Source organism: Paralcaligenes ureilyticus, assembly GCF_004346225.1.
Lineage (GTDB): Bacteria > Pseudomonadota > Gammaproteobacteria > Burkholderiales > Burkholderiaceae_B > Paralcaligenes > Paralcaligenes ureilyticus.
Window position 1 is genome coordinate 184,966 of the sequence record NZ_SMAJ01000007.1, and the last position, 19,195, is coordinate 204,160.

Annotated in this window: 19 protein-coding genes; 15 read left to right on the top strand and 4 right to left on the bottom strand. The window is 57.7% G+C overall.

The features are described from left to right. Positions 1 to 42 precede the first annotated feature (42 nt). Positions 43 to 459: a MaoC family dehydratase gene (locus EDC26_RS11510; RefSeq protein WP_132582680.1), complete on the top strand. Its 417-nt coding sequence runs from the start codon at positions 43 to 45 to the stop codon at positions 457 to 459. A 28-nt stretch (positions 460 to 487) separates the two neighbouring features. Here EDC26_RS11510 and EDC26_RS11515 read toward each other — a convergent pair whose 3' ends face one another. The 3 genes from EDC26_RS11515 to EDC26_RS11525 form a co-directional block, all read right to left on the bottom strand. Then, complete coding sequence (locus tag EDC26_RS11515) at positions 488 to 1,423, bottom strand: dihydrodipicolinate synthase family protein (protein WP_132582682.1); 936 nt, start codon at positions 1,421 to 1,423, stop codon at positions 488 to 490. Between the two features lie 112 nt (positions 1,424 to 1,535). Further along, positions 1,536 to 2,711: a CaiB/BaiF CoA transferase family protein gene (locus EDC26_RS11520; protein ID WP_207915102.1), complete on the bottom strand. Its 1,176-nt coding sequence runs from the start codon at positions 2,709 to 2,711 to the stop codon at positions 1,536 to 1,538. A 30-nt stretch (positions 2,712 to 2,741) separates the two neighbouring features. Continuing rightward, complete coding sequence (locus tag EDC26_RS11525; protein ID WP_132582684.1) at positions 2,742 to 4,385, bottom strand: FAD-binding protein; 1,644 nt, start codon at positions 4,383 to 4,385, stop codon at positions 2,742 to 2,744. A 209-nt stretch (positions 4,386 to 4,594) separates the two neighbouring features. On the opposite strand from EDC26_RS11525, the gene EDC26_RS11530 reads away from it, so the two are divergent. After that, positions 4,595 to 5,740 (top strand): acyl-CoA dehydrogenase family protein, encoded by a 1,146-nt coding sequence (locus EDC26_RS11530; RefSeq protein ID WP_207915104.1) that lies wholly within the window; start codon positions 4,595 to 4,597, stop codon positions 5,738 to 5,740. A 20-nt stretch (positions 5,741 to 5,760) separates the two neighbouring features. On the opposite strand, the gene EDC26_RS11535 is transcribed toward EDC26_RS11530, so the two are convergent. Further along, positions 5,761 to 6,498 carry a FadR/GntR family transcriptional regulator gene (locus EDC26_RS11535; protein WP_132582688.1) on the bottom strand — a complete coding sequence of 246 codons (738 nt, stop codon included), beginning with the start codon at positions 6,496 to 6,498 and terminating at the stop codon, positions 5,761 to 5,763. A gap of 238 nt (positions 6,499 to 6,736) precedes the next feature. Between EDC26_RS11535 and EDC26_RS11540 the strand changes: the two genes are divergently transcribed. The 13 genes from EDC26_RS11540 to paaK all read left to right on the top strand — a co-directional run bounded on the left by EDC26_RS11540 (position 6,737) and on the right by paaK (position 18,939). After that, positions 6,737 to 7,750 carry a Bug family tripartite tricarboxylate transporter substrate binding protein gene (locus tag EDC26_RS11540; protein ID WP_132582690.1) on the top strand — a complete coding sequence of 338 codons (1,014 nt, stop codon included), beginning with the start codon at positions 6,737 to 6,739 and terminating at the stop codon, positions 7,748 to 7,750. Between the two features lie 76 nt (positions 7,751 to 7,826). After that, positions 7,827 to 8,603, top strand: coding sequence for an enoyl-CoA hydratase/isomerase family protein (locus EDC26_RS11545; RefSeq protein WP_165931008.1), 777 nt, complete (start codon positions 7,827 to 7,829; stop codon positions 8,601 to 8,603). 24 nt (positions 8,604 to 8,627) lie between these two features. Next, a complete protein-coding gene (locus EDC26_RS11550; protein WP_132582694.1) occupies positions 8,628 to 9,404 on the top strand; it encodes an enoyl-CoA hydratase/isomerase family protein in 777 nt (258 codons plus the stop codon). Between the two features lie 59 nt (positions 9,405 to 9,463). Continuing rightward, positions 9,464 to 10,678 carry a CaiB/BaiF CoA transferase family protein gene (locus EDC26_RS11555; protein WP_132582696.1) on the top strand — a complete coding sequence of 405 codons (1,215 nt, stop codon included), beginning with the start codon at positions 9,464 to 9,466 and terminating at the stop codon, positions 10,676 to 10,678. 261 nt (positions 10,679 to 10,939) lie between these two features. Next, on the top strand, positions 10,940 to 11,923 hold the full coding sequence (gene paaA, locus EDC26_RS11560; protein ID WP_132582698.1) for a 1,2-phenylacetyl-CoA epoxidase subunit PaaA: 984 nt from the start codon (positions 10,940 to 10,942) through the stop codon (positions 11,921 to 11,923). Positions 11,924 to 11,932: 9 nt separating this feature from the next. Then, complete coding sequence (paaB, locus tag EDC26_RS11565) at positions 11,933 to 12,220, top strand: 1,2-phenylacetyl-CoA epoxidase subunit PaaB (protein WP_132582701.1); 288 nt, start codon at positions 11,933 to 11,935, stop codon at positions 12,218 to 12,220. 40 nt (positions 12,221 to 12,260) lie between these two features. Then, a complete protein-coding gene (gene paaC / locus EDC26_RS11570; RefSeq protein WP_132582704.1) occupies positions 12,261 to 13,025 on the top strand; it encodes a 1,2-phenylacetyl-CoA epoxidase subunit PaaC in 765 nt (254 codons plus the stop codon). Between the two features lie 41 nt (positions 13,026 to 13,066). Further along, positions 13,067 to 13,537 carry a 1,2-phenylacetyl-CoA epoxidase subunit PaaD gene (paaD, locus tag EDC26_RS11575; protein WP_132582738.1) on the top strand — a complete coding sequence of 157 codons (471 nt, stop codon included), beginning with the start codon at positions 13,067 to 13,069 and terminating at the stop codon, positions 13,535 to 13,537. Positions 13,538 to 13,540: 3 nt separating this feature from the next. Further along, the gene (gene paaE / locus EDC26_RS11580; protein WP_132582706.1) at positions 13,541 to 14,623 is read left to right on the top strand and encodes a 1,2-phenylacetyl-CoA epoxidase subunit PaaE; all 1,083 of its coding nucleotides are present in this window, start codon (positions 13,541 to 13,543) and stop codon (positions 14,621 to 14,623) included. Positions 14,624 to 14,649: 26 nt separating this feature from the next. After that, the gene (paaN, locus tag EDC26_RS11585; protein WP_132582708.1) at positions 14,650 to 16,314 is read left to right on the top strand and encodes a phenylacetic acid degradation protein PaaN; all 1,665 of its coding nucleotides are present in this window, start codon (positions 14,650 to 14,652) and stop codon (positions 16,312 to 16,314) included. Between the two features lie 12 nt (positions 16,315 to 16,326). After that, positions 16,327 to 17,109 carry a 2-(1,2-epoxy-1,2-dihydrophenyl)acetyl-CoA isomerase PaaG gene (paaG, locus tag EDC26_RS11590; RefSeq protein ID WP_132582710.1) on the top strand — a complete coding sequence of 261 codons (783 nt, stop codon included), beginning with the start codon at positions 16,327 to 16,329 and terminating at the stop codon, positions 17,107 to 17,109. Next, the gene (gene paaI, locus EDC26_RS11595) at positions 17,109 to 17,627 is read left to right on the top strand and encodes a hydroxyphenylacetyl-CoA thioesterase PaaI (protein WP_132582712.1); all 519 of its coding nucleotides are present in this window, start codon (positions 17,109 to 17,111) and stop codon (positions 17,625 to 17,627) included. The genes paaG and paaI overlap by 1 nt, the downstream gene beginning before the upstream one ends. Continuing rightward, positions 17,620 to 18,939, top strand: a complete 1,320-nt coding sequence (paaK, locus tag EDC26_RS11600; RefSeq protein ID WP_132582714.1) for a phenylacetate--CoA ligase PaaK — start codon at positions 17,620 to 17,622, stop codon at positions 18,937 to 18,939. The genes paaI and paaK overlap by 8 nt, the downstream gene beginning before the upstream one ends. Positions 18,940 to 19,195: the final 256 nt, after the last annotated feature.

Here is a 19,195-nt window from a genome sequence, read left to right on the forward strand (position 1 = left end):
TAAGTGGATTGTTGCCGCAATTTCAAAAGTAGGGATAAAAGCATGGATACGAATGGCATCGATGATGTACAGGTGGGGGCGTCGTCGCGGATCAGTAAAACCCTCTCCGAGGCTGACGTTTATATGTACGCCGGAATTTCGGGGGATTTTTCGCCCAATCATATCGATGAGGTCTACATGAAAGCGGGTCGCTATGGTCAGCGTATTGCTCACGGAACGTTGTTGATGGGCTTCATGTCAGCCGCTTCCGCCAGGCTTTATCTGGGCCGAACGGTATCGTTGGGGTACGACCGCGTGCGTTTCACGGCCCCTGTCTTTTTCGGCGATACGATTACGACCGAATACACAATCAAGCAGATTGATCGTGACAAGAGGCGAATCTACGCCGATGTTTGCTGCACCAACCAGCACGGTCAAGTGGTTGGCGCCGCGCTTAATATTCGCGCCTTCGTCGGTTAGTAGACGGGAGAAAACCTACGTTTCGCTTTCAAAGGTTTCGTAGGTCCAGCGCCTTGTCGTGGGCCAGCAATGCTTTGCTGATGACACCCAGGTGTGCTTGGTGTTTCGAATCAAGGCGCGACAGCATGGGCAGCATGGGGCCCATATCGGCAATGCCGGCGGCCGTGACGGCATCGTGCAGGACGCGGATTGGATTAAGCGCATCGCGGCAGTCTTCCAGCGGCATATAAGCGGCTCGCAATTGTTCAGCCTCAAGAAAATTGCCGCTCTGGATCGCCCGTAATAACTCCATTGACCCGCGCGGCCCGACGCATACCGAGCCGGAAGTGAAGCCCGACAGCCCGAAGTCGCGCAAGTGGACGATTGCCGGGCGCTCTCCGATACCGCTAATGACCTTGCTTTTATCGACAAGCTGCAGCAACCGCGTCAGGAATTCATCTTGTTCAGGGGCGTCGCGCACGATGGCGTACTTGATGGCGGCGATGCGGCCTTCGCGCGCCAGCACTTCTACGGACTCTGGCTGCAAAAACGTAGTGTTCTTGATGTAAATGATGACGGGTTGCGCAAAGGCATCCGAGAAACGGCGTATACCGTCCATGGCCCCTGCGTCGGTGCTGGGAAACATCAGGGGCAGTATCATCGCCGTGGGAAATTTGCGCTGGCGCAGGATCGCGGCCTGGTCGATCATCTTGCCGTAATCGGGTCCGACCGATGGGATGACCCAGGTATCGGCGCCGACGGTTTCTTCCAGAAAATCCAGTACTTCAGCGTATTCAGACACGGGTATATTGTAAAAATTGGCATTCCCGCCATATAACAGTGTGCGTACGCCGCCCGACTCCATATGATGGATTAATGCCTTGTTCGCTTCCCTGTTTAATGACAAGTCTGCGTGGCGCGCCAAGGGCGGGACGGCCAGAACTGAGCAGGTTATGTTTTCGTGTGTAACGGCAGTAGTTTTCATTACGTTCTTATCAGCTGTGATTTACTTGTAAGTTATTCTAGACAAAAGCTAGATACTTGTCAATAAGTTGTAAAAAAACAAGTAATGAAAAAATGCACGCAAGGCGGGCGCGTCAATGTTTGAGCACTTTTTGTGCAGCCGCTAGCCAGGATTGCGCGACGCTCTCGCCGCCTTCGTTAAGGGTAGGCGGGGCCTTCCAGCCTTCGGTGATGTCGAATCGGGAGTATTTAACGGCCGACCCTAATGTCAGGCTCCGGCCTTGGGCCGAATCGGGCAGGTTCACGATCATTTTCCGATGCAATACCTGAGGGTTGTCGAACACCTGGTCGATCGTTGCGATCGGTGCGCAGGGCACACCGCTTTCGCGCAATTTTTGCGCCAGATCCTGGGTTAAATAGTGCCGGGTTTCCTGCTCGATGGTGGCGTCGACCAGGTCGCGATTGGCAAGCCTGGCCGCCAACGACAGGAATTGAGGGTGTTCGATTAGGTCTTGCCGATCCAGCGCCGTCATGAATTTTTCAAATAAATTCTGGATGCCCGCGCCGATGACTATCCAGCCGTCACGGGTCGCAAAGGATCGGTAGGGGACCAGTTGAGGGTGATTCGAGCCTAACTTCCCGGGGACGCCGAATCCCAGTAGATATTCCAGGGCCGCGTTGGCCAAAAAGGCGACCTGTCCTTCCAATAAACTGGTTTCGACACGTTGGCCTTGTCCCGTACGGCCGCGTTCCAACAAAGCCACAAGAATGCCCGAGAAGGCGTTCATGCCGGTTATGACGTCGAATGCGGATGTGCCCAGTTTTACCGGAGGCCCGTTCTTTTCGCCGGTGATGCTCATGTATCCGCCCAGGGCTTGTATGGTCAGATCGAAGGCGCGTTCTGTGGATTGTGGCCCGTCCGCTCCCATGCCCGAGATCGATGCGTAGATTAGGCGCGGGTTGATTTGGCGCAGGCTTTCGTAGTCGAGATGGAATTTTTCCATGACGCCGGGCCGAAAGTTTTCGATGAAGACGTCGGCTCGCGCCGCCAGTTCGCACAGGCGGGCCAGCGCATGGGCGTCATTGAAGTCGACGCCCAGCGAATGCTTGTTCCGATTGGCGGCCAGGAAGGTGATGCCTTCGCCATCAGAAAAAGGAGGCCCCTGGGTTCGCAACGGGTCGCCCGTGCCGGGCGGTTCGATCTTAAGAACCTCGGCGCCTAAATCGCCGAGAAGCATCGTGCAGTACGGCCCGGCGAGGAACCGGGTCAGGTCCAGCACGCGCAGTCCCTCCAAAGGCTTTGCCATCATAGGAAATTTTTCATGATTGGAATATTGAAATTACGAGATAACGAGCTCTTTGCGGTCGTTCAGGTGCGCCAGATTCGATCGTTTCCACTGCGCATCGTTGCGCGTTGGGAAGTCGGTGCGGAAATGGGCGCCCCGGCTTTCTTCGCGTTTGAGGGCCGAGCCGGCGATGGATAAGCCGACCAGGGCGGCGGCTCGGGCGTCGGCCAGAGGATGAAACGGCGAACCATCCCAGGTGCTCTGGATTTCGGCCAGGAGTGCTTGGAGGGAGTCGACGGCTTCCCCGATTGACGCGCCCGACCGGCGAATGCCGACCTTGGCCGCCATGATTTTGGGTATGAGCTGCAAATAGGACGGCGCCGGTTTGGCCGGCCGAGATTTCTGAGCCTGCTCGAAGCAGGTTTGGGCGATTTCCTTTGCTCGGCTGATGTATGTGGGCGTCAACGGCATGAGCGTTTGTTGCGCGTACTTGCCGGCCACCCGCCCAAATACAATCGCATCGGAGGCCCCATTTCCCGCTATTCGGCTTGCTCCGTGCACGCCGCCTGCGGCTTCCCCGCACACAAACAAGCCTTGAACACCGCTATGACACTGATGGTTGATTTTTACGCCGCCCATCAGGCTATGTGCGGCGGGGTGAACTTGAATGGGTGTTGACGACGGATCGACGCCCGCCTTTACCAATCTTCGGAAATGAGTGACATAGCCGTGAAGGCATTCCTGGGTCAGGCCGGTCGCGTCGAAATAGACCGAGCCATTGTCCGTGCCGCGCCCCTCATCAATTTCCTTTTGGATAAACAAGGCCATTTTTGCCTTTTCGATTTGTTTCTCGCAGTTCGGGGGGTTGTATCGACACATGAACCTTTCACCCAGCGAATTGGTCATGATGGCGCCGTCGCCCAGCATGGCGGTGGGCATTTCCATGCCTCTCACCGCCGCCGGCGTGGACACGACAGTGGGTTCGAATTGCACGAACTCCATATCGACGAGGGTCGCACCCGCATCCAGCGCCAGCGCATACGAGTCTCCACCGACGTCGGCGGGGTAGGTGGAGTCGCTGTAGAGCCCTCCGATCCCGCCTGTGGCCAATACCGTGCTGCCCGCTAGGAACGCGGTCAGCTCGCCCGTATGCCGCTGCAGCGTCAGGGCGCCGCACACGCGGTCGCCGATCTTGATTAACGATATGGCCCTCAAGCCCAGGCATTCTTTAACGCCCAGGCCGATAGCCGCCTTTGAGATGGCGCCCAGGATGGCGTTGCCCGTGCCGGACTTCACATAAACGGATCGTGGATATCTGGACCCCGACAGATGCCTTAATGCGGGCTGTCCACAATTCGTTTCAAAAGGCACGCCCAGCGCCTGCAGTTCTGTAAACGCCTCGCGCGCCTGCTGTGTAATAGTTTGGACCAGAGACAGGTCGGCGATTTCGTAGCCGCCCTGAAAAACATCGTTATGGAATTGATCAATTGAATCTTCCTGGTGGCCGTTTTCCAGGCAGGCGTTAAAGCCCAGAATAAAGGGTGATGCGCCTTTAGCCAGCCCCACGATGGAAACCGAAGCGCCACCGCGCGCCGCGGCGCCGGCGGCTTGATAACCCGCTACTCCACAGCCTAGAACGAGAACGTCTGTAGACTGTATATGCAACGAGCGAATGGATCGCGTGGTGCTGGTGTGCATTGAATGCAGCTCCTTTTGCTTGCTTGTCCCTTGCGCGATAGCCCCCGTCGTTTAATACAACTACGGGCTATAATTTACAACTATACCGTTACGACTATCCAATTACAACTATATAATTACAACTATGTCATGGCCGCATGGCTGCGGCATTTTGGGGCTCGAATACCAAGAGGGCGCGGTGCATTCGCCGCCGATCCAGGGAGTTTGATGTGGATTTTGACCCAACGCAAGAGCAGTGTGCAGCGCTGGACGGCTGGGCTCGCTTCGTCGACCGCGATCTTGTGCCAGTGGTTCAGCCTTTTAACGATCAAGCCTTTACGCCGGAGGTCGCGCACCGTCTTATGGCGATGATGTCGCCTTACGGCGTGGGCTGCGGATGGCTACCGGAAGATAGCGGCGGCGCCGGCCTGGATTTTCTCACTAGTGGCCTCTTGTTCGAAGCGCTTGCGTTGCGGTCTCCTGATGCTGCCGGCCTGGCGTGGGTTGCGGAGGGCGCAGCGCTGAAGGTCTATGCCAACGGTTCGGATGAAATCAAGCGTCGCTACCTGCCGGGCATGCTCTTGGGCAAGGTAATCGGTTGTTCGGCGATCAGCGAACCGGGAATGGGGTCGAGCGTGCGCGAAATGCGCACCCGCGCCGTGCGTGATGGAAAGAATTTTCGTATCACCGGCGAGAAAACATGGTGTTCCAACGCGACGGTGGCCGATGTGATGATCGTCATGGCCAAGACTGATGAGAAAGAGTTCTCGATGTTTTTGATCGATCGCCGAGAGCATGGTTTCGAGAGCCGCGAGATAAACAAGCTGGGTTTGAATGGTTGGCCGCTCGGGCAGGTTCTGCTTGATGATGTTGTCGTGCCGGAAGAAAACCTGTTGGGCAAATTGGGCTCGGGCATGCGCGAAACCATGAAAGGGTTCAACCGCTCGCGCTGCTTCGTGTCAACGCTGGCTCTCGGCATAGCGCGAGCTGCGCTCGATGAAGCGATACAGTACGCGCAGCAGCGCAGCCAGTTTGGCAAGCCCATTGCGGGGCATCAACTTGTCCAGGCCATGCTGGCACAGATGGCCACTGATTTGGCCGCCTCGCAATTGCTTGTCTATCGGGCACTGGCGATGATGGCTCAAGGCAAGCCCTGCGAGTTGGAGGCGTCGATCGCCAAATCGTTTGCAACCGAGGCGGCACAACGGGTTGCCTCGACGGCCATTCAAGTGTTTGGTGCTGCCGGCATCACCAAGGATCTGTCGATTGAGCGCCACTTTCGCAATGCCCGGATGCTGACGATTCCGGACGGAACCACGCAGATCAATCAACTGATCATTGGCCGCAAGTTGACAGGTATCGATGCATTCAGCTAGATGAGTCGTTAACGTAGCCGTCAATCCGACGGCGGCTCGACGCTGTCGCTAAGAATACGCATGCGGGCATTGGAAATATGCAGTCGCATGGTTTCTCGCGCAGCGGCGACATCTTGTGCTTCGATTGCATTGAATATGGCGGTGTGCTCTTGTTGTACCAGCGCGAGGCGGTTTACGCTTGCTCTTAAAGAAAGGTTGCGGGCCACGGTCATCCCGGCGAACGTGTATTCCGACAGAGTCGCCATCGCCGACACGAACAAGTCGTTTTTTGTCGCCTTGGCAATAGCATTGTGAAACTTGATGTCCGCATCGACACCGACAAGTCGTTGCTCTATGGCTTGGTCCAAGTCGTGCAATGCGCTTTTTATAAGCTTCAGGTCGGCGTCGCTTCGTCGCAATGCCGCCAAGCCGGCAGCTTCACCTTCCAGGGCAATCCGATATTCAAAACATCGCATAAGATCAGCGACTCCTCCAATAGGAGCGAAGTCAAAAAACTCTTTTTTAGGGCGACGTTCAATGTAAGAGCCCGAGCCGTGCCGCGATACGATAATCCCATCCGACCGCAATCTGGATAAGGCCTCACGTACCACGGGCCGGGATACGCCGTATTTTATCGCCAACTTTTCTTCGGATGGCAGCTTCGACCCCTCGTTTAAGGGACCATGCGCTATCCATCCAAGCAATTCTTCATACAGCTTGTCGGCAAGCTTTCCGTGCGATGCGCGATCTTCACGCAGGGGGTCTTCGTTTCTGATCATTTTTGCTCGACTGTAGTTTGATAAAAACTTATTTGCAAAGTTGTAATATTTATATTATTGTAGTAAAAATGTTGTCATGTTGCGGTACGTGAAAGTTCGGGTACCGTTAGGGAACATGGCAACTTTACCAGTATCGCCGAATGATAAAGATTTAAGCAAATGATGGATTATCCGATCTGTCAAGTTTACATCCTGCGATATTTCGTTCAAATCGGTCCATGACTGCCGGGGGAGCACCATGAAATCTCAATTGTTGGTTCGAGACAAATTATTCAAAATCCTGTCTAAGTTCGGTGCAATGGTCCTGGGGACCGCCACCGTGCTGTCACTGCCGTTCAATGCATCGGCTCAGAATTTTCCGAACAAGGCGCTGAAAATAATCGTGCCTTATTCGCCTGGTGGGGGGACTGATGGGCTTGCGCGTATTATTGCAAAAGGTATGGCGGACAACTTGGGGCAGTCCATTGTTGTGGAAAATCGTCCTGGCGCGGGCGGCACGATTGGAGCAGCCGCGGCAGCCAACGCTCCTGCAGATGGATACACCTTGCTCATTCTTAACGCGGTATCGCACACGTCTTCAGCGGGTTTATACCGTCACCTGTCCTATGATCCGATCAAGAGTTTTTCCGGGATAGGATCTGCGGCTGAAACTCCCTATGTAATCGTATCCGGCCCGTCGCTCAAGGTGAAGACCTTTAAAGATTTCGTTGCGCTTGCCAGGACTAAGCCTGGCGCGATCAATTATGCGTCGTCCGGCATTGGCGGGGTCAGTCATTTGACGACTGAATTGTTCAAGAGCATAGCCAAGGTTGACCTGAGGCATGTTCCCTACAAAGGCGATGGCCCGGCAGTTACTGATTTGTTGGGCGGCTTCGTCGACGTCGATTTCGGTAATGTTCTTGCCATGCTGCCATTTATCAAGACCGGCAAGCTTTCGGCGCTTGCAGTGACCAGCGAGAAGCGGCTGGCCGTTTTGCCTGATGTTCCAACGGTGGCGGAATCGGGCTACCCCAGCTATGTGGCATCCGGAGAATTCGGTTTTGCAGTGCCGGCGGGCACGCCGCCTGCCGTTATTTCTCGCCTTAACCTGGCGCTGACTGCTTCGGTAAAATCGCCAAAAATATCCGAGCTGCTCAAAATCCAAGGGGTCGAGCCCAAAACATCGACGCCGGCTGAGTTTGATGCTCTTATGCGTCGAGAATCCGCCAAATGGCTGGGTGTTATTCATGATATTGGGATTAAGGCCCAGTAAATCACAAAGTTGTTTAGGTCTGGCGACCGGTTGCGTGGTTAATCGTGCCGGCCGCGGCGGTATAGAGGAGAAAGCAATGGGGATATTATTAAGCGAGTGCAAGGGCAGTGCGCTGGTTCTGACCTTGAACCGACCGGAGGTATTGAATGCGTTATCAAGTGAGTTGTCGCAAGAATTGCTGGCTGCCGTGCAGTCCGCGAATGAAAGCCGCAAAATCCGGACGATCATAATTACGGGTGCCGGCGATAAGGCGTTCAGTGCGGGCACGGATCTCAAGCAACGCCGCACGCTGTCGCCCGATGGAAAATGGGCCCAAAGCCGCGCAGGATGGAACGTTAACCAGGCACTGGTAAGTTCGCCCAAGGCTGTCATCGCTGCGATCGGCGGCTGGTGCCTGGGCGGCGGTTTTGAGCTCGCATTGCATTGTGATCTGCGCATCGCCGCCGATGATGCTCGCTTTAGCTGGCCCGAAATGACATTGGGAGCCTATCCGGGTGGTGGCGCGGCGGTCATGCTGCCCCGGATCGTCGGGCGCGCCAAAGCCAAAGAATTGTTTTTCACCGCGCGTCGTGTTGATGCGGCCCGGGCATTGGAGCTTGGCTTGGTCGAACGGGTCGTTCCGCGCGCTCAACTGCTCGGCAGCGCACTGGCTTATGCGGTCGAAATAGAAAGTACCAGCCCGTTGGGGCTTGCCGCGGTGAAGCAGGCCGTCAATCAGGGAACGGACCTGTCATTGGAAGAAGCCGCCAAACTCGACCAGGCTTTGCGACGCCCGCTTGAAGGAACACGCGACTACGAAGAAGGGATTCGAGCGCATTTTGAGAAACGCAAGGCGGTATTTCACGGCGAATAGCGTCGAGCCCGCAGGAGGCTATAGATGGCAATATTATTAACCGAGCAGAAGGGCAGTGCGTTGATTTTGACGCTGAACCGCCCCGAAGTCATGAACGCGCTATCAAGCGAGCTCATGCAGGAACTGCGTGCTGCGGTTCAGGCAGCCAACAAGCGTCGCGATATTCGGACAATCGTGCTCACGAGCGCCGGCGACAAGGCGTTTAGCGCCGGTACGGATCTTAAACAACGTCGTACCTTGTCGTCCGACGGAAAATGGGCGCAAGCTCAAACCCTTTGGGATGCAAGTTTGGAATTATGGTCTTCGCCAAAGGTCGTGATAGCCGCCATTGGCGGCTGGTGTCTGGGCGGCGGTTTTGTGCTTGCACTGTATTCTGATTTGCGCATCGCTGCGGACGATGCTCGTTTTGGTTGGCCCGAAATGACGCTGGGCGCGTATCCGGGCGCCGGCGCGGCAATAATGCTGCCGCGAATTATTGGCCGCTCTAAAGCCAAGGAGTTGTTTTTCACAGCCAGGCGCATCGATGCCATCGAGGCTTTGTCACTGGGCCTGGTTGAGCAGGTCGTGCCGCGCGCCGAACTGCTGGATGCGGCGCTGGCTTACGCCGCTGACATAGAAAGTACCAGCCCGCTGGGGCTTGCCGCGGTGAAGCAGGCGGTTGATCAGGGCGCCGATTTGTCGCTTGAAGAAGCCGCTGAGCTCGACCAGCGCTTACGGCGCCCGCTCGAGGCAACCCGGGATTATGAAGAAGGCATCAACGCGCATTTCGAAAAGCGAAAGCCGGTTTTTCGCGGCGAATAACCGTCGATTCCCGATCGCGATGCGGTATTTCAAGTTCAAGACACTTTCACTAGGCAGCAATGACACAAGCACCGAAAACCAACCACAAACCGCTATCGGGGATCCGGGTGGTCGATTTCAGCCGTTTTTTTGCCGGACCCTACTGCGCGCAACTGCTGGGCGATCTGGGTGCCGAGGTGATCAAGGTCGAGCGGCCAGGCGAGGGCGATCCGCTACGCGTTCAGGGGCCCCCTTTTCACCACAACAATGGGATCACTTTTTACGCCACCAACCGTAATAAGCGCTCGATAACGCTGGATTTGCAGTCTCATCAAGGCCAGGAGACTGCGCGCAGCCTTTGCCTTAAGGCAGATGTGGTTCTGGAAAATTTCAGGCCCGATGTGATGCCGCGGCTGAAGCTAGGCTACGACGATTTGTCGGCCGCGAATCCGCGCTTGGTGTATGCCTCGATTTCAGGATTTGGCGCCGACGGCCCGGACATGTCGCTGGGCGCGTTCGATCTGACGATTCAGGCCGTGGGCGGCTATATGAGCATTACGGGCGAGCGCGGCGGCGCGCCGGTAAAACTGGGCACCTCGGGCTTTGACGTGCTCTCTGGCATGAATTGCCAGGCCGCAATTTTAGCTGCGTTATTACAGCGTTCCGTCACCGGTCGAGGACAAAAGGTCGAAACTAGTCTGCTCGAAACCGAGGTGGCTTTTTTAGTCAACGCCGCAATGGAATACCTGCTGACCGGAGTAGAGCCGCAAAAATGGGGCTCCGAGCACGCGCAGCAAGTGCCTTACAAGGCGTTTCAGACCGCCGATGGCTGGTTGATCATTGGGGCTGGGTTTTCAAATTTGTATATCAAATTTTGTAAGGTATTGGGCCGCGAAGACCTGATCACGGATCCGCGTTTTGCCGAATTATCAGATCGGGTTACCAATCGCCAGGCGCTTTACGAGATTCTGGATGCGGAAGTGGCCCGGCATGAGACGGCCGGTCTGATCGCCAAGCTGGAGGCGGTCAAGGTGCCCTGCGCGCCGGTCAATAACATGGAACAGGTTTTTGGCCATCGCCAGGTCAAGCACCGTGGCATGCTGCAGACGCTGCATCATGCTTCCTATGGCGATGTGCCATCACTGGGGCCCGCGGCCAAGTATTCCGCGTTCGATGTGGCTCAGGGCTGGAGCGCACCACCCTTGCTTGGAGAGGATACCGACGATATTCTGCGCGAATGGTTGGCGTTAAGCGAAGCCGAGATTGCACGGTTGCGCGCGGCAAAGGTCATATAGCTCGCTGAGTGCAAAGACGTTTATCTGCCGGCGTAAGACTCACGTCAAGGTCAGTCAAACTTCCATGCAAGGCTGCCATCGACGGCTTTGAGATAGCGTATTGACTGCCGCGGATTCTGGCAGCCACAAGGGCTACCGCCATATGCATATGGCTAGCCAAACATGATACAGAATTCATATTGACATTGATATTTCTGTAATAGATAATGGTGGTTTGATCCAGAGTAGTACTCTAATCATGGGTCGTCACGGGAGACCGCCATGTATGCGCAACTGGTTGAAACTGGGGTAAAAGACGTCCGTTCCGTCGACCAGTTGAGCGGTCCTGAAAAAGCGTTTCAGCAACGCATTGACGAAGGCATCCGGATCGAAGCCAAGGACTGGATGCCCGAGGCCTATCGTAAAACGCTGGTGCGCCAGATTTCGCAGCATGCCCATTCGGAAATAGTCGGCATGCTGCCCGAAGGCAACTGGATTACGCGCGCGCCCAGCCTCAAGCGCAAGGCCATTTTGCTCGCCAAGGTTCAGGATGAAGCGGGCCACGGCTTGTATCTGTACAGCGCCGCCGAAACGCTGGGCGTGTCGCGCGACGAATTGGTCGACGACCTGCATGCTGGCCGCGCCAAGTATTCCAGCATTTTCAATTACCCCACGTTGACCTGGGCCGATATCGGCATGATAGGGTGGCTGGTCGACGGTTCGGCCATCATCAACCAGATTCCGCTTTGCCGCTGCTCCTACGGTCCGTATGCGCGCGCCATGGTGCGTGTTTGCAAGGAAGAGTCTTTTCACCAGCGTCAGGGTTACGATTTGCTGATTCAAATGTGCCGGCATGGCACTCAGGCCCAAAAAGACATGGCGCAAGAGGCCTTCAATCGCTGGTGGTGGCCGGCGCTGATGATGTTCGGCCCGTCGGACGCCGAGTCGCCCAATAGCGCGCAGTCCATGCAGTGGCGCATCAAGCTGTTTTCGAACGACGATCTGCGTCAAAAGATGGTCGATCAAACGGTTCCGCAGGCCGAGTATTTGGGCTTGAAGGTGCCCGACCCCGACCTTGAATGGAATGAGGAGCGCGGCCATTATGATTTCGGTGAAATCGACTGGTCGGAGTTTTATGCCGTGATCAAGGGGCATGGGCCTTGCAATCGCGAGCGCCTCAAGGCACGAGTGGACGCGCATGAAGAGGGTGCGTGGGTTCGAGCCGCGCTGTCGGCCTATGCCGATAAACATGAGACACGTACATAAGGAATACGCATGAGCCAGAGCACGTGGCCTCTTTGGGAGGTTTTCATACGCAGCCAGCATGGCCTGGCGCATAAGCATGTGGGCAGCCTGCATGCGCCCGATGCCGAAATGGCCATGAATAATGCACGCGACGTCTACACGCGCCGCAACGAGGGCCTGAGCATCTGGGTCGTCAAGGCGGCCGATATCGTGGCGAGCAGCCCGGCCGACAAATCGCCCATGTTCGATCCGGCCAACAGCAAGGTCTATCGCCATCCGACCTTCTTCCCTATGCCTGAAGAAATCAAACACATGTAATTCCGTTTCCAAATTGGAAATGGGGTAATCCGGAGCCTGCATGAAGCTATCGTTGTTCCAGTATCTGCTGCGGATGGGCGACACCACTCTGGTGCTGTCGCAACGCTTGTCCGAATGCTGCGGCCATGGTCCGGCGCTGGAAGAAGATTTGGCGCTGACCAATGTGTCGCTCGACCTCTTGGGGCAGGCGCGTTTGTGGCTGACGCTGGCCGGCGAAGTGGAAGGCCGGGGGCGCGATGAAGACCAATTGGCTTATTTGCGCGACGCGCCCGACTACCGCAATTACCTGCTGGTGGAGCATCCCAACGGCCATTATGGCGATGTCATTGCACGCCAGTTTTTTTTCGATGCGTGGCATTATTTTTTATTGCAGGCCTTGTGCGTTTCGTCCGACGAGCGTGTGGCCGCGATTGCCGAAAAATCGCTTAAAGAGGTCACCTACCACGTGCGCCGTTCTTCCGACCTGATGGTGCGCCTGGGTGACGGCACGCCCGAAAGCCACGCCAGGATGCAGGCGTCGGTGCAAGCCTTTTGGCCTTATGTGGGTGAACTTTTTGCCGACGATGAGACCACGTCCGATCTGGCCGGGCGCAAGGTAACGATTTCGCATGCGGCATTGTGGCCGGATTGGCTGGCGCATGTTCGCCAGATACTGGCCGAGGCCACGCTGACGCCGCCCGACCCGGATGAGGCCAACCATCCGGCCTATCGCGGCGGCACGGTGGGGCGTCATACCGAAGCGCTGGGGTTTGTCCTGGCCCAAATGCAGCATTTGCAGCGAACCTACCCGGGAGCATCGTGGTGAGTGCAGAACTGGTTGCCGATTCTGTTTCGGTGCAGCAGGTGATGCAGTGGCTGGCCCTGGTGCCCGACCCGGAAATCCCTGTCTTGTCGGTGGTGGACCTGGGTCTTGTCCGCGACGTGTCCTGGGACGGCGCCACATGCGTGGTGACCATTACGCCCACGTATTCGGGCTGTCCGGCCATGCAGGAAATTTCCGCCGATATTCTGAATACGCTCGCGCAAAAAGGCATGGCCAGCGTTCGCATCCAGACACGATTGTCGCCCGCGTGGACCACCGATTGGCTGACGCCCGCGGGCCGCGCTGCGCTCAAGGGCTATGGCATTGCTCCGCCCAAAGAAAAGGCCATTGATATTTCGGGGCTGGCGCGCGGCGTGCACCGCCCGTCCGTCGAGTGTCCGCATTGTGGGTCCGAGGCCACGCGCCTTGTCAGCCAGTTCGGCTCGACCTCGTGCAAGGCCCTGTATCGCTGCAGTCATTGCGGCGAGCCCTTCGATTACTTTAAGGCACATTAGGGTATGGCTCAGTTTTATCCCTTGAAGGTCGCTGCGGTGGCGAAGAATACGCGCGACGCGGTGGTGGTGACCTTTGACGTGCCGGCCGAGCTTGACGAAAAATTTGCGTTCCGCCCGGGCCAGTACCTGACTCTGCGCACCGACATCGATGGCGAAGAGTTGCGCCGTTCGTATTCGATTTGCGCCGCGCCTCACGACCGCCAGTTGCGGGTCGCCATCAAGCGCATGGATGACGGTTCGTTTTCCACCTGGGCCAATACGCATTTGGCGCCGGGCATCGTGCTCGATGTCATGCCGCCCGACGGCCACTTTACGGTCGACTTTTCGGCGGAGCATCGCCGCGAGTATGTGGCGTTTGCCGTAGGCAGCGGCATTACGCCCATCCTGTCGCTGGTGAAAACAGCGCTGCGCACCGAACCCGAGAGCCGTTTTACGCTGTTCTTCGGCAATCGATCTTCGTCTTCGGTTCTGTTTCGTGAAGAAATCGAGGACCTCAAAAATAGCTATATGGAGCGGTTTTCCCTGGTGTATGTCATGAGCCGGGAGGTTCAGGATATCGACTTGTTCAATGGGCGGCTCGATGGCGACAAGGTCGGGCAGCTTTTGTCCCGCTGGATGGATCCGGGCACGATCGATGTGGCCTTTGTCTGCGGCCCGCAGAACATGATTGAATCGGTCATCCAGGCCTTGCTGGACAAGGGCCTGGACCGCACGCAGATCAAGTTCGAGCTGTTTGGCTCGCCCAAGGGGCCGCGGGCCTTGCGCACCGGGCACGAGGCGCGGCATGCGCCCGGCCTGCAACGCTGCGAGCTTACCGTGATTCAGGATGGCGTCACCCGCAGCCTGACCATAGAAAAAAATAAGGACAGCGTGCTGGATTCGGCCTTGGCCCAAGGCATAGAATTGCCGTATTCCTGCAAGGGCGGGGTGTGTTCCAGCTGCCGCTGCAAGGTCATTGAAGGCGAAGTCGATATGGATGCCAATTTTGCGCTCGAAGACTACGAGGTGGCGCGCGGCTTTGTGCTTTGTTGCCAGAGTTTCCCGGTGACCGATCGTTTGGTGATCGATTTCGACCAGGAAACCTAAATTATCCCTTTACAGGAGTGAACACCGTGTCCACCGATTTTTTCAGCACCCACGAGGCCATGTTGGAGCAGGCCGTAGCCGCCGCCGCTGCCCGTGGCTACTGGAGCCCGTTTTCCGAATCGCCCAGCCCTCGCGCTTACGGCGAAACGGCCAACGAAGACGGGCGCGCCGCGTTCGAGGCCTACAGGGGCCATGACTTTCCGTTAACGCTGGCGGGCGCCACCGGCCGCGTGGGGGCCGAGGTCTCGCCGTTTGGTTTCGAACTGGGCATCCGTTATCCGCAGGTTCCCGCCAAAGCCCTGATAGCCCAGTCGCAGCAGGCGCTTGAATCGTGGCGCGAGGCCGGGCCGCGGGTATGGGTCGGCGTGGCGCTGGAAATTTTGACGCGCCTCAATCGGCATAGCTTTGAAATGGCTTATGCGGTTCAGCACACGACGGGGCAGGGTTTCATGATGGCTTTCCAGGCCGGCGGCCCGCATGCGCAGGATCGCGGCGTTGAGGCGGTGGCCTACGCCTGGCAGGAAATGGCGCGCATCCCCGGTCTGGTGTCCTGGGAAAAGCCGCAGGGCAAGCAGGACCCGATCCGCATGCAAAAGCAGTTTACGGTGGTGCCGCGCGGCGTCAGCCTGATCATAGGCTGTTCAACGTTTCCTACCTGGAATGGCTATCCAGGGCTGTTTGCCAGCCTGGCCACCGGGAATACCGTGATCGTCAAGCCGCATCCGGCGGCGATTCTGCCGCTGGCCATTACGGTAAAAATTGCCCGGGAAGTGCTGGTTGAAGCCGGCTTTGACCCCAATGTCGTGTTGCTCGCCGCCCATGAGGCGAGCGACGATACGGCGCAGGCTTTGGCGCTCGACCCGGCGGTCAAGCTGATCGATTTCACAGGCAGCAGCGCCAACGGCAACTGGCTTGAATCCCACGCGCGCCAGGCGCAGGTCTATACCGAAAAGGCGGGCGTCAATCAGGTGATCATCGATTCGGTCGACGACTTTAAAAGCGTGGCTCGCAATCTGGCATTTTCCTTTGCTCTGTATTCGGGGCAGATGTGCACGGCACCGCAAAATGTTTATGTTCCGCGCGCAGGGATAGACACCGCCGGCGGCCGCATGACCTTCGATGAAGTGGCGCAGGGGCTGGCGGCTGCGGTGGAAAAGCTGACGGCTGATCCGGCCAAGGCCGTTGAAATTACGGGTGCGCTGCAAAATAATGCGACGCTGCGCCGCATCGAGGAAGCCAGGGCGCTGGGCCTGCCGGTTTTATGCGACAGCCGCCGTCTTGCTCATCCGCAGTTTGAAGCGGCCATGGTGCAAACGCCTTTGCTGCTTGCGGCCGAGGCGGGCAATCCGCACATCGAGCGAGAATGGTTCGGCCCCATCGTTTTTGTCGTGGCGACCGACTCTACTGCCGACAGCCTTCAAAAGGCGCAAGAGTCCGTCACTGCGCATGGCGCCCTGACATTGTCGGCCTACACCACGAATGCGGCGGTGGCCAAGCAGGTTCAGAAGGCGGCCGAACGGTCGGGAGTATCCTTGTCCTTGAATCTGACGGGGGCGGTTTTTGTTAATCAGACGGCCGCATTCAGCGATTTTCACGGCACGGGCGCCAATCCGGCGGCCAACGCCGTGCTGTCGGATTCCGCCTACGTGGCAAACCGGTTTCGTATCGTGCAAACACGCTGGCACGCCTGACGAGGACACTTCATGACTGACCAGAGCATTCAATTCGAACTTGAACGCGGCATTGCCCGGATTACCCTTAATCGCCCTGATAAGCTCAATAGCTTTACCGAGTCCATGCATGGCGCCCTGGCCGAGGCGCTCACGCAGGTTGAGGCGAGCGACGCGCGTGTGCTGGTGCTGACCGGCCGCGGCCGTGGTTTTTGCGCCGGCCAGGATTTGTCCGAGCGCCAGATGGCGGCCGGAGCCGTTGATCTGGGCGACACCATAGAAAGGTTTTATGCACCTTTGGTGCGACGTCTGCGCGCCCTGCCTATGCCGGTCGTGGTGGGCGTCAATGGCGTGGCCGCCGGGGCAGGCGCCAATCTGGCGCTGGCGGGCGACATCGTCATTGCCAAACAGTCGGCCAGTTTTATTCAACCCTTTTGCCGGCTCGGCCTGTTGCCCGATACAGGCGGAACCTACGTCTTGCCGCGCCTGGTAGGGCAGGCGCGCGCCATGGGGCTGGCCTTGCTGGGCGACAAGCTTGGCGCTGAACAGGCTGCGCAGTGGGGCCTGATATGGCAGTGCGTGGCCGACGACGCGTTCGACGCGCGCCTGGTCGAATTGGCCGAGCATTTTGCCGCGGCTCCGACCAAGGGGCTGGCGTTTACCAAACGCGCCATGAATCAAAGCCTGGGTCATACGCTGGACGAGCAGTTGGATATGGAGCGTGATCTGATGCGCGAGCTGGGCCGCACCGAGGATTACGCCGAAGGAGTCTCGGCCTTCCTGGCCAAACGCCAGCCGGCATTCAAGGGGAAATAATGAATTCAGCTCAATCGGGGGTGGTGTTCGAGTCTCTTCGCCTTCCCCAAGACCCGCAGGCGCTGGCCGAATTGTCTGCCCGGTTTATGTACGATAAAGACCCGGCCACTCAGGGCCTGGGCATCAGCCTGACCCGGGTGGCGCCGGGCTGCGCGAGCATGCAGATGACGGTGCGCCCGGATATGTTGAACGGCCATCAGACCTGCCATGGCGGATTTATCTTTGCCTTGGCCGACAGCACGTTTGCGTTTGCCTGCAACTCGCGCAATCAGGCCACGGTGGCTTCGGGCTGCACGATCGATTATCTGGCGCCCGGGTTGCTGGGCGATGTATTGACAGCCGATGCCTCGGAGGCGTCGCTGGCGGGCCGCACCGGCGTCTACGATATTCTGGTGACGAATCAGGATGGCAAGCGCATTGCGTTGTTTCGCGGCCGTTCCTATCGCATCAAGGGAACGATCATAGACGAGACGGCCGGCACCCATTTTGAGTCATCGGCGGGAGAGGGAAATGTCTGAAGTGAAATCGAGCAAAGCGGGTCGCGATGCGATCGAACATGCGAGTCAGGATGAACTGCGCAGCGTGCAGCTGGAACGTTTGAAGTGGTCGTTGAATCATGCGTATGAGCATGTGCCGCATTATAAAAAGGCGTTCGACGCCGCGGGCGTTCATCCCGGCGACTTGAAGCAGCTATCGGATATTGTGCGTTTTCCGTTTACGAGCAAGCAGGATTTGCGCGATAACTATCCCTTCAGGATGTTTGCCGTGCCGCGCGAGCAGGTCGTGCGCATCCATGCTTCGAGCGGCACGACCGGCAAGCCGACGGTGGTGGGCTACACGATGAACGATATCGATAATTGGTCCGATCTGGTCGCGCGCTCCATCTGGGCGGCGGGCGGGCGTCCGGGCGATATGGTGCAGGTGGCCTATGGCTATGGTCTGTTTACGGGCGGCCTGGGCGCGCACTATGGGGCGGAACGCCTGGGCTGTTCTGTCATTCCGATGTCGGGCGGGCAGACCGAGAAGCAGGTGCAGCTGATCTGCGATTTCGAGCCCAAGATCATCATGGTTACGCCTTCGTATTTCTGCAATATTCTCGAGGAGATGAAGCGTCAGGGCGTCGATCCGCTTAAAAGTTCCTTGCGCATAGGCATTTTCGGGGCGGAGCCGTGGACGGGGCAGATGCGTCGCGATATTGAAGCGCGCAGCGGTATTGATGCGGTCGACATCTATGGCTTGTCCGAGGTGATGGGGCCGGGTGTGGCCATGGAGTGCGTTGAGTCCAAGGATGGCCCGGTGGTGTGGGAAGATCATTTTCTGCCTGAAATCATCAATCCCCTGACTGGCGAGTCTGTGGCTGACGGTGAGGCCGGCGAGCTGGTGTTCACGTCGCTGACGCGGGAAGCGATGCCGGTCATTCGCTATCGCACGCACGATCTGACACGCCTGTTGCCGCCGACTTCGCGCAGCATGCGCCGCATCGACAAGATTACCGGCCGCAGCGACGATATGCTGATTGTTCGCGGGGTCAATCTGTTCCCCACTCAGATTGAGGAGCTGGTGCTGAAGGTCCCGGAGCTGGCGGCTCAGTATCAGCTGGTGCTGACGCGCAGCGGGAATCTGGATGAGCTTGAGATCGTGGCGGAGGTGCGTCCCGAGCATGATCAGCTGACGGCGGCGGGGTTTGAGGCGTTGGGAGAGAAGCTGAGGGCTTCGATTAAAACCTATGTGGGCATCAGTACGCGGGTAACGGTGCGGGGCGCGGGCCAGATCGAGCGTACTTTGACGGGCAAGGCGCGCCGGGTTATCGATAAGCGTGCGAAGGTGTAGCGGCAGCCCTTGTGGCTGCCGTTCGATAAAAACCTGCTTGTGAATCATGTAGCGCCACCCCTTGTGGGTGGCATTTATCCTTTCGCATTACCCCTATTTTGCCTAGAACCTTCTTCTAGCACCGCATCGTGGCCAGTCAAGGTGGATCGGGCTCTGACGGGCACGGTCATGGCTTCGCCATGACTTCCCGCGCGCAGGGCCGGCTTCGGGGCGGCGTGCGAACTCGTGGGGCGAATAGCCCACTGGGCTATTCGCA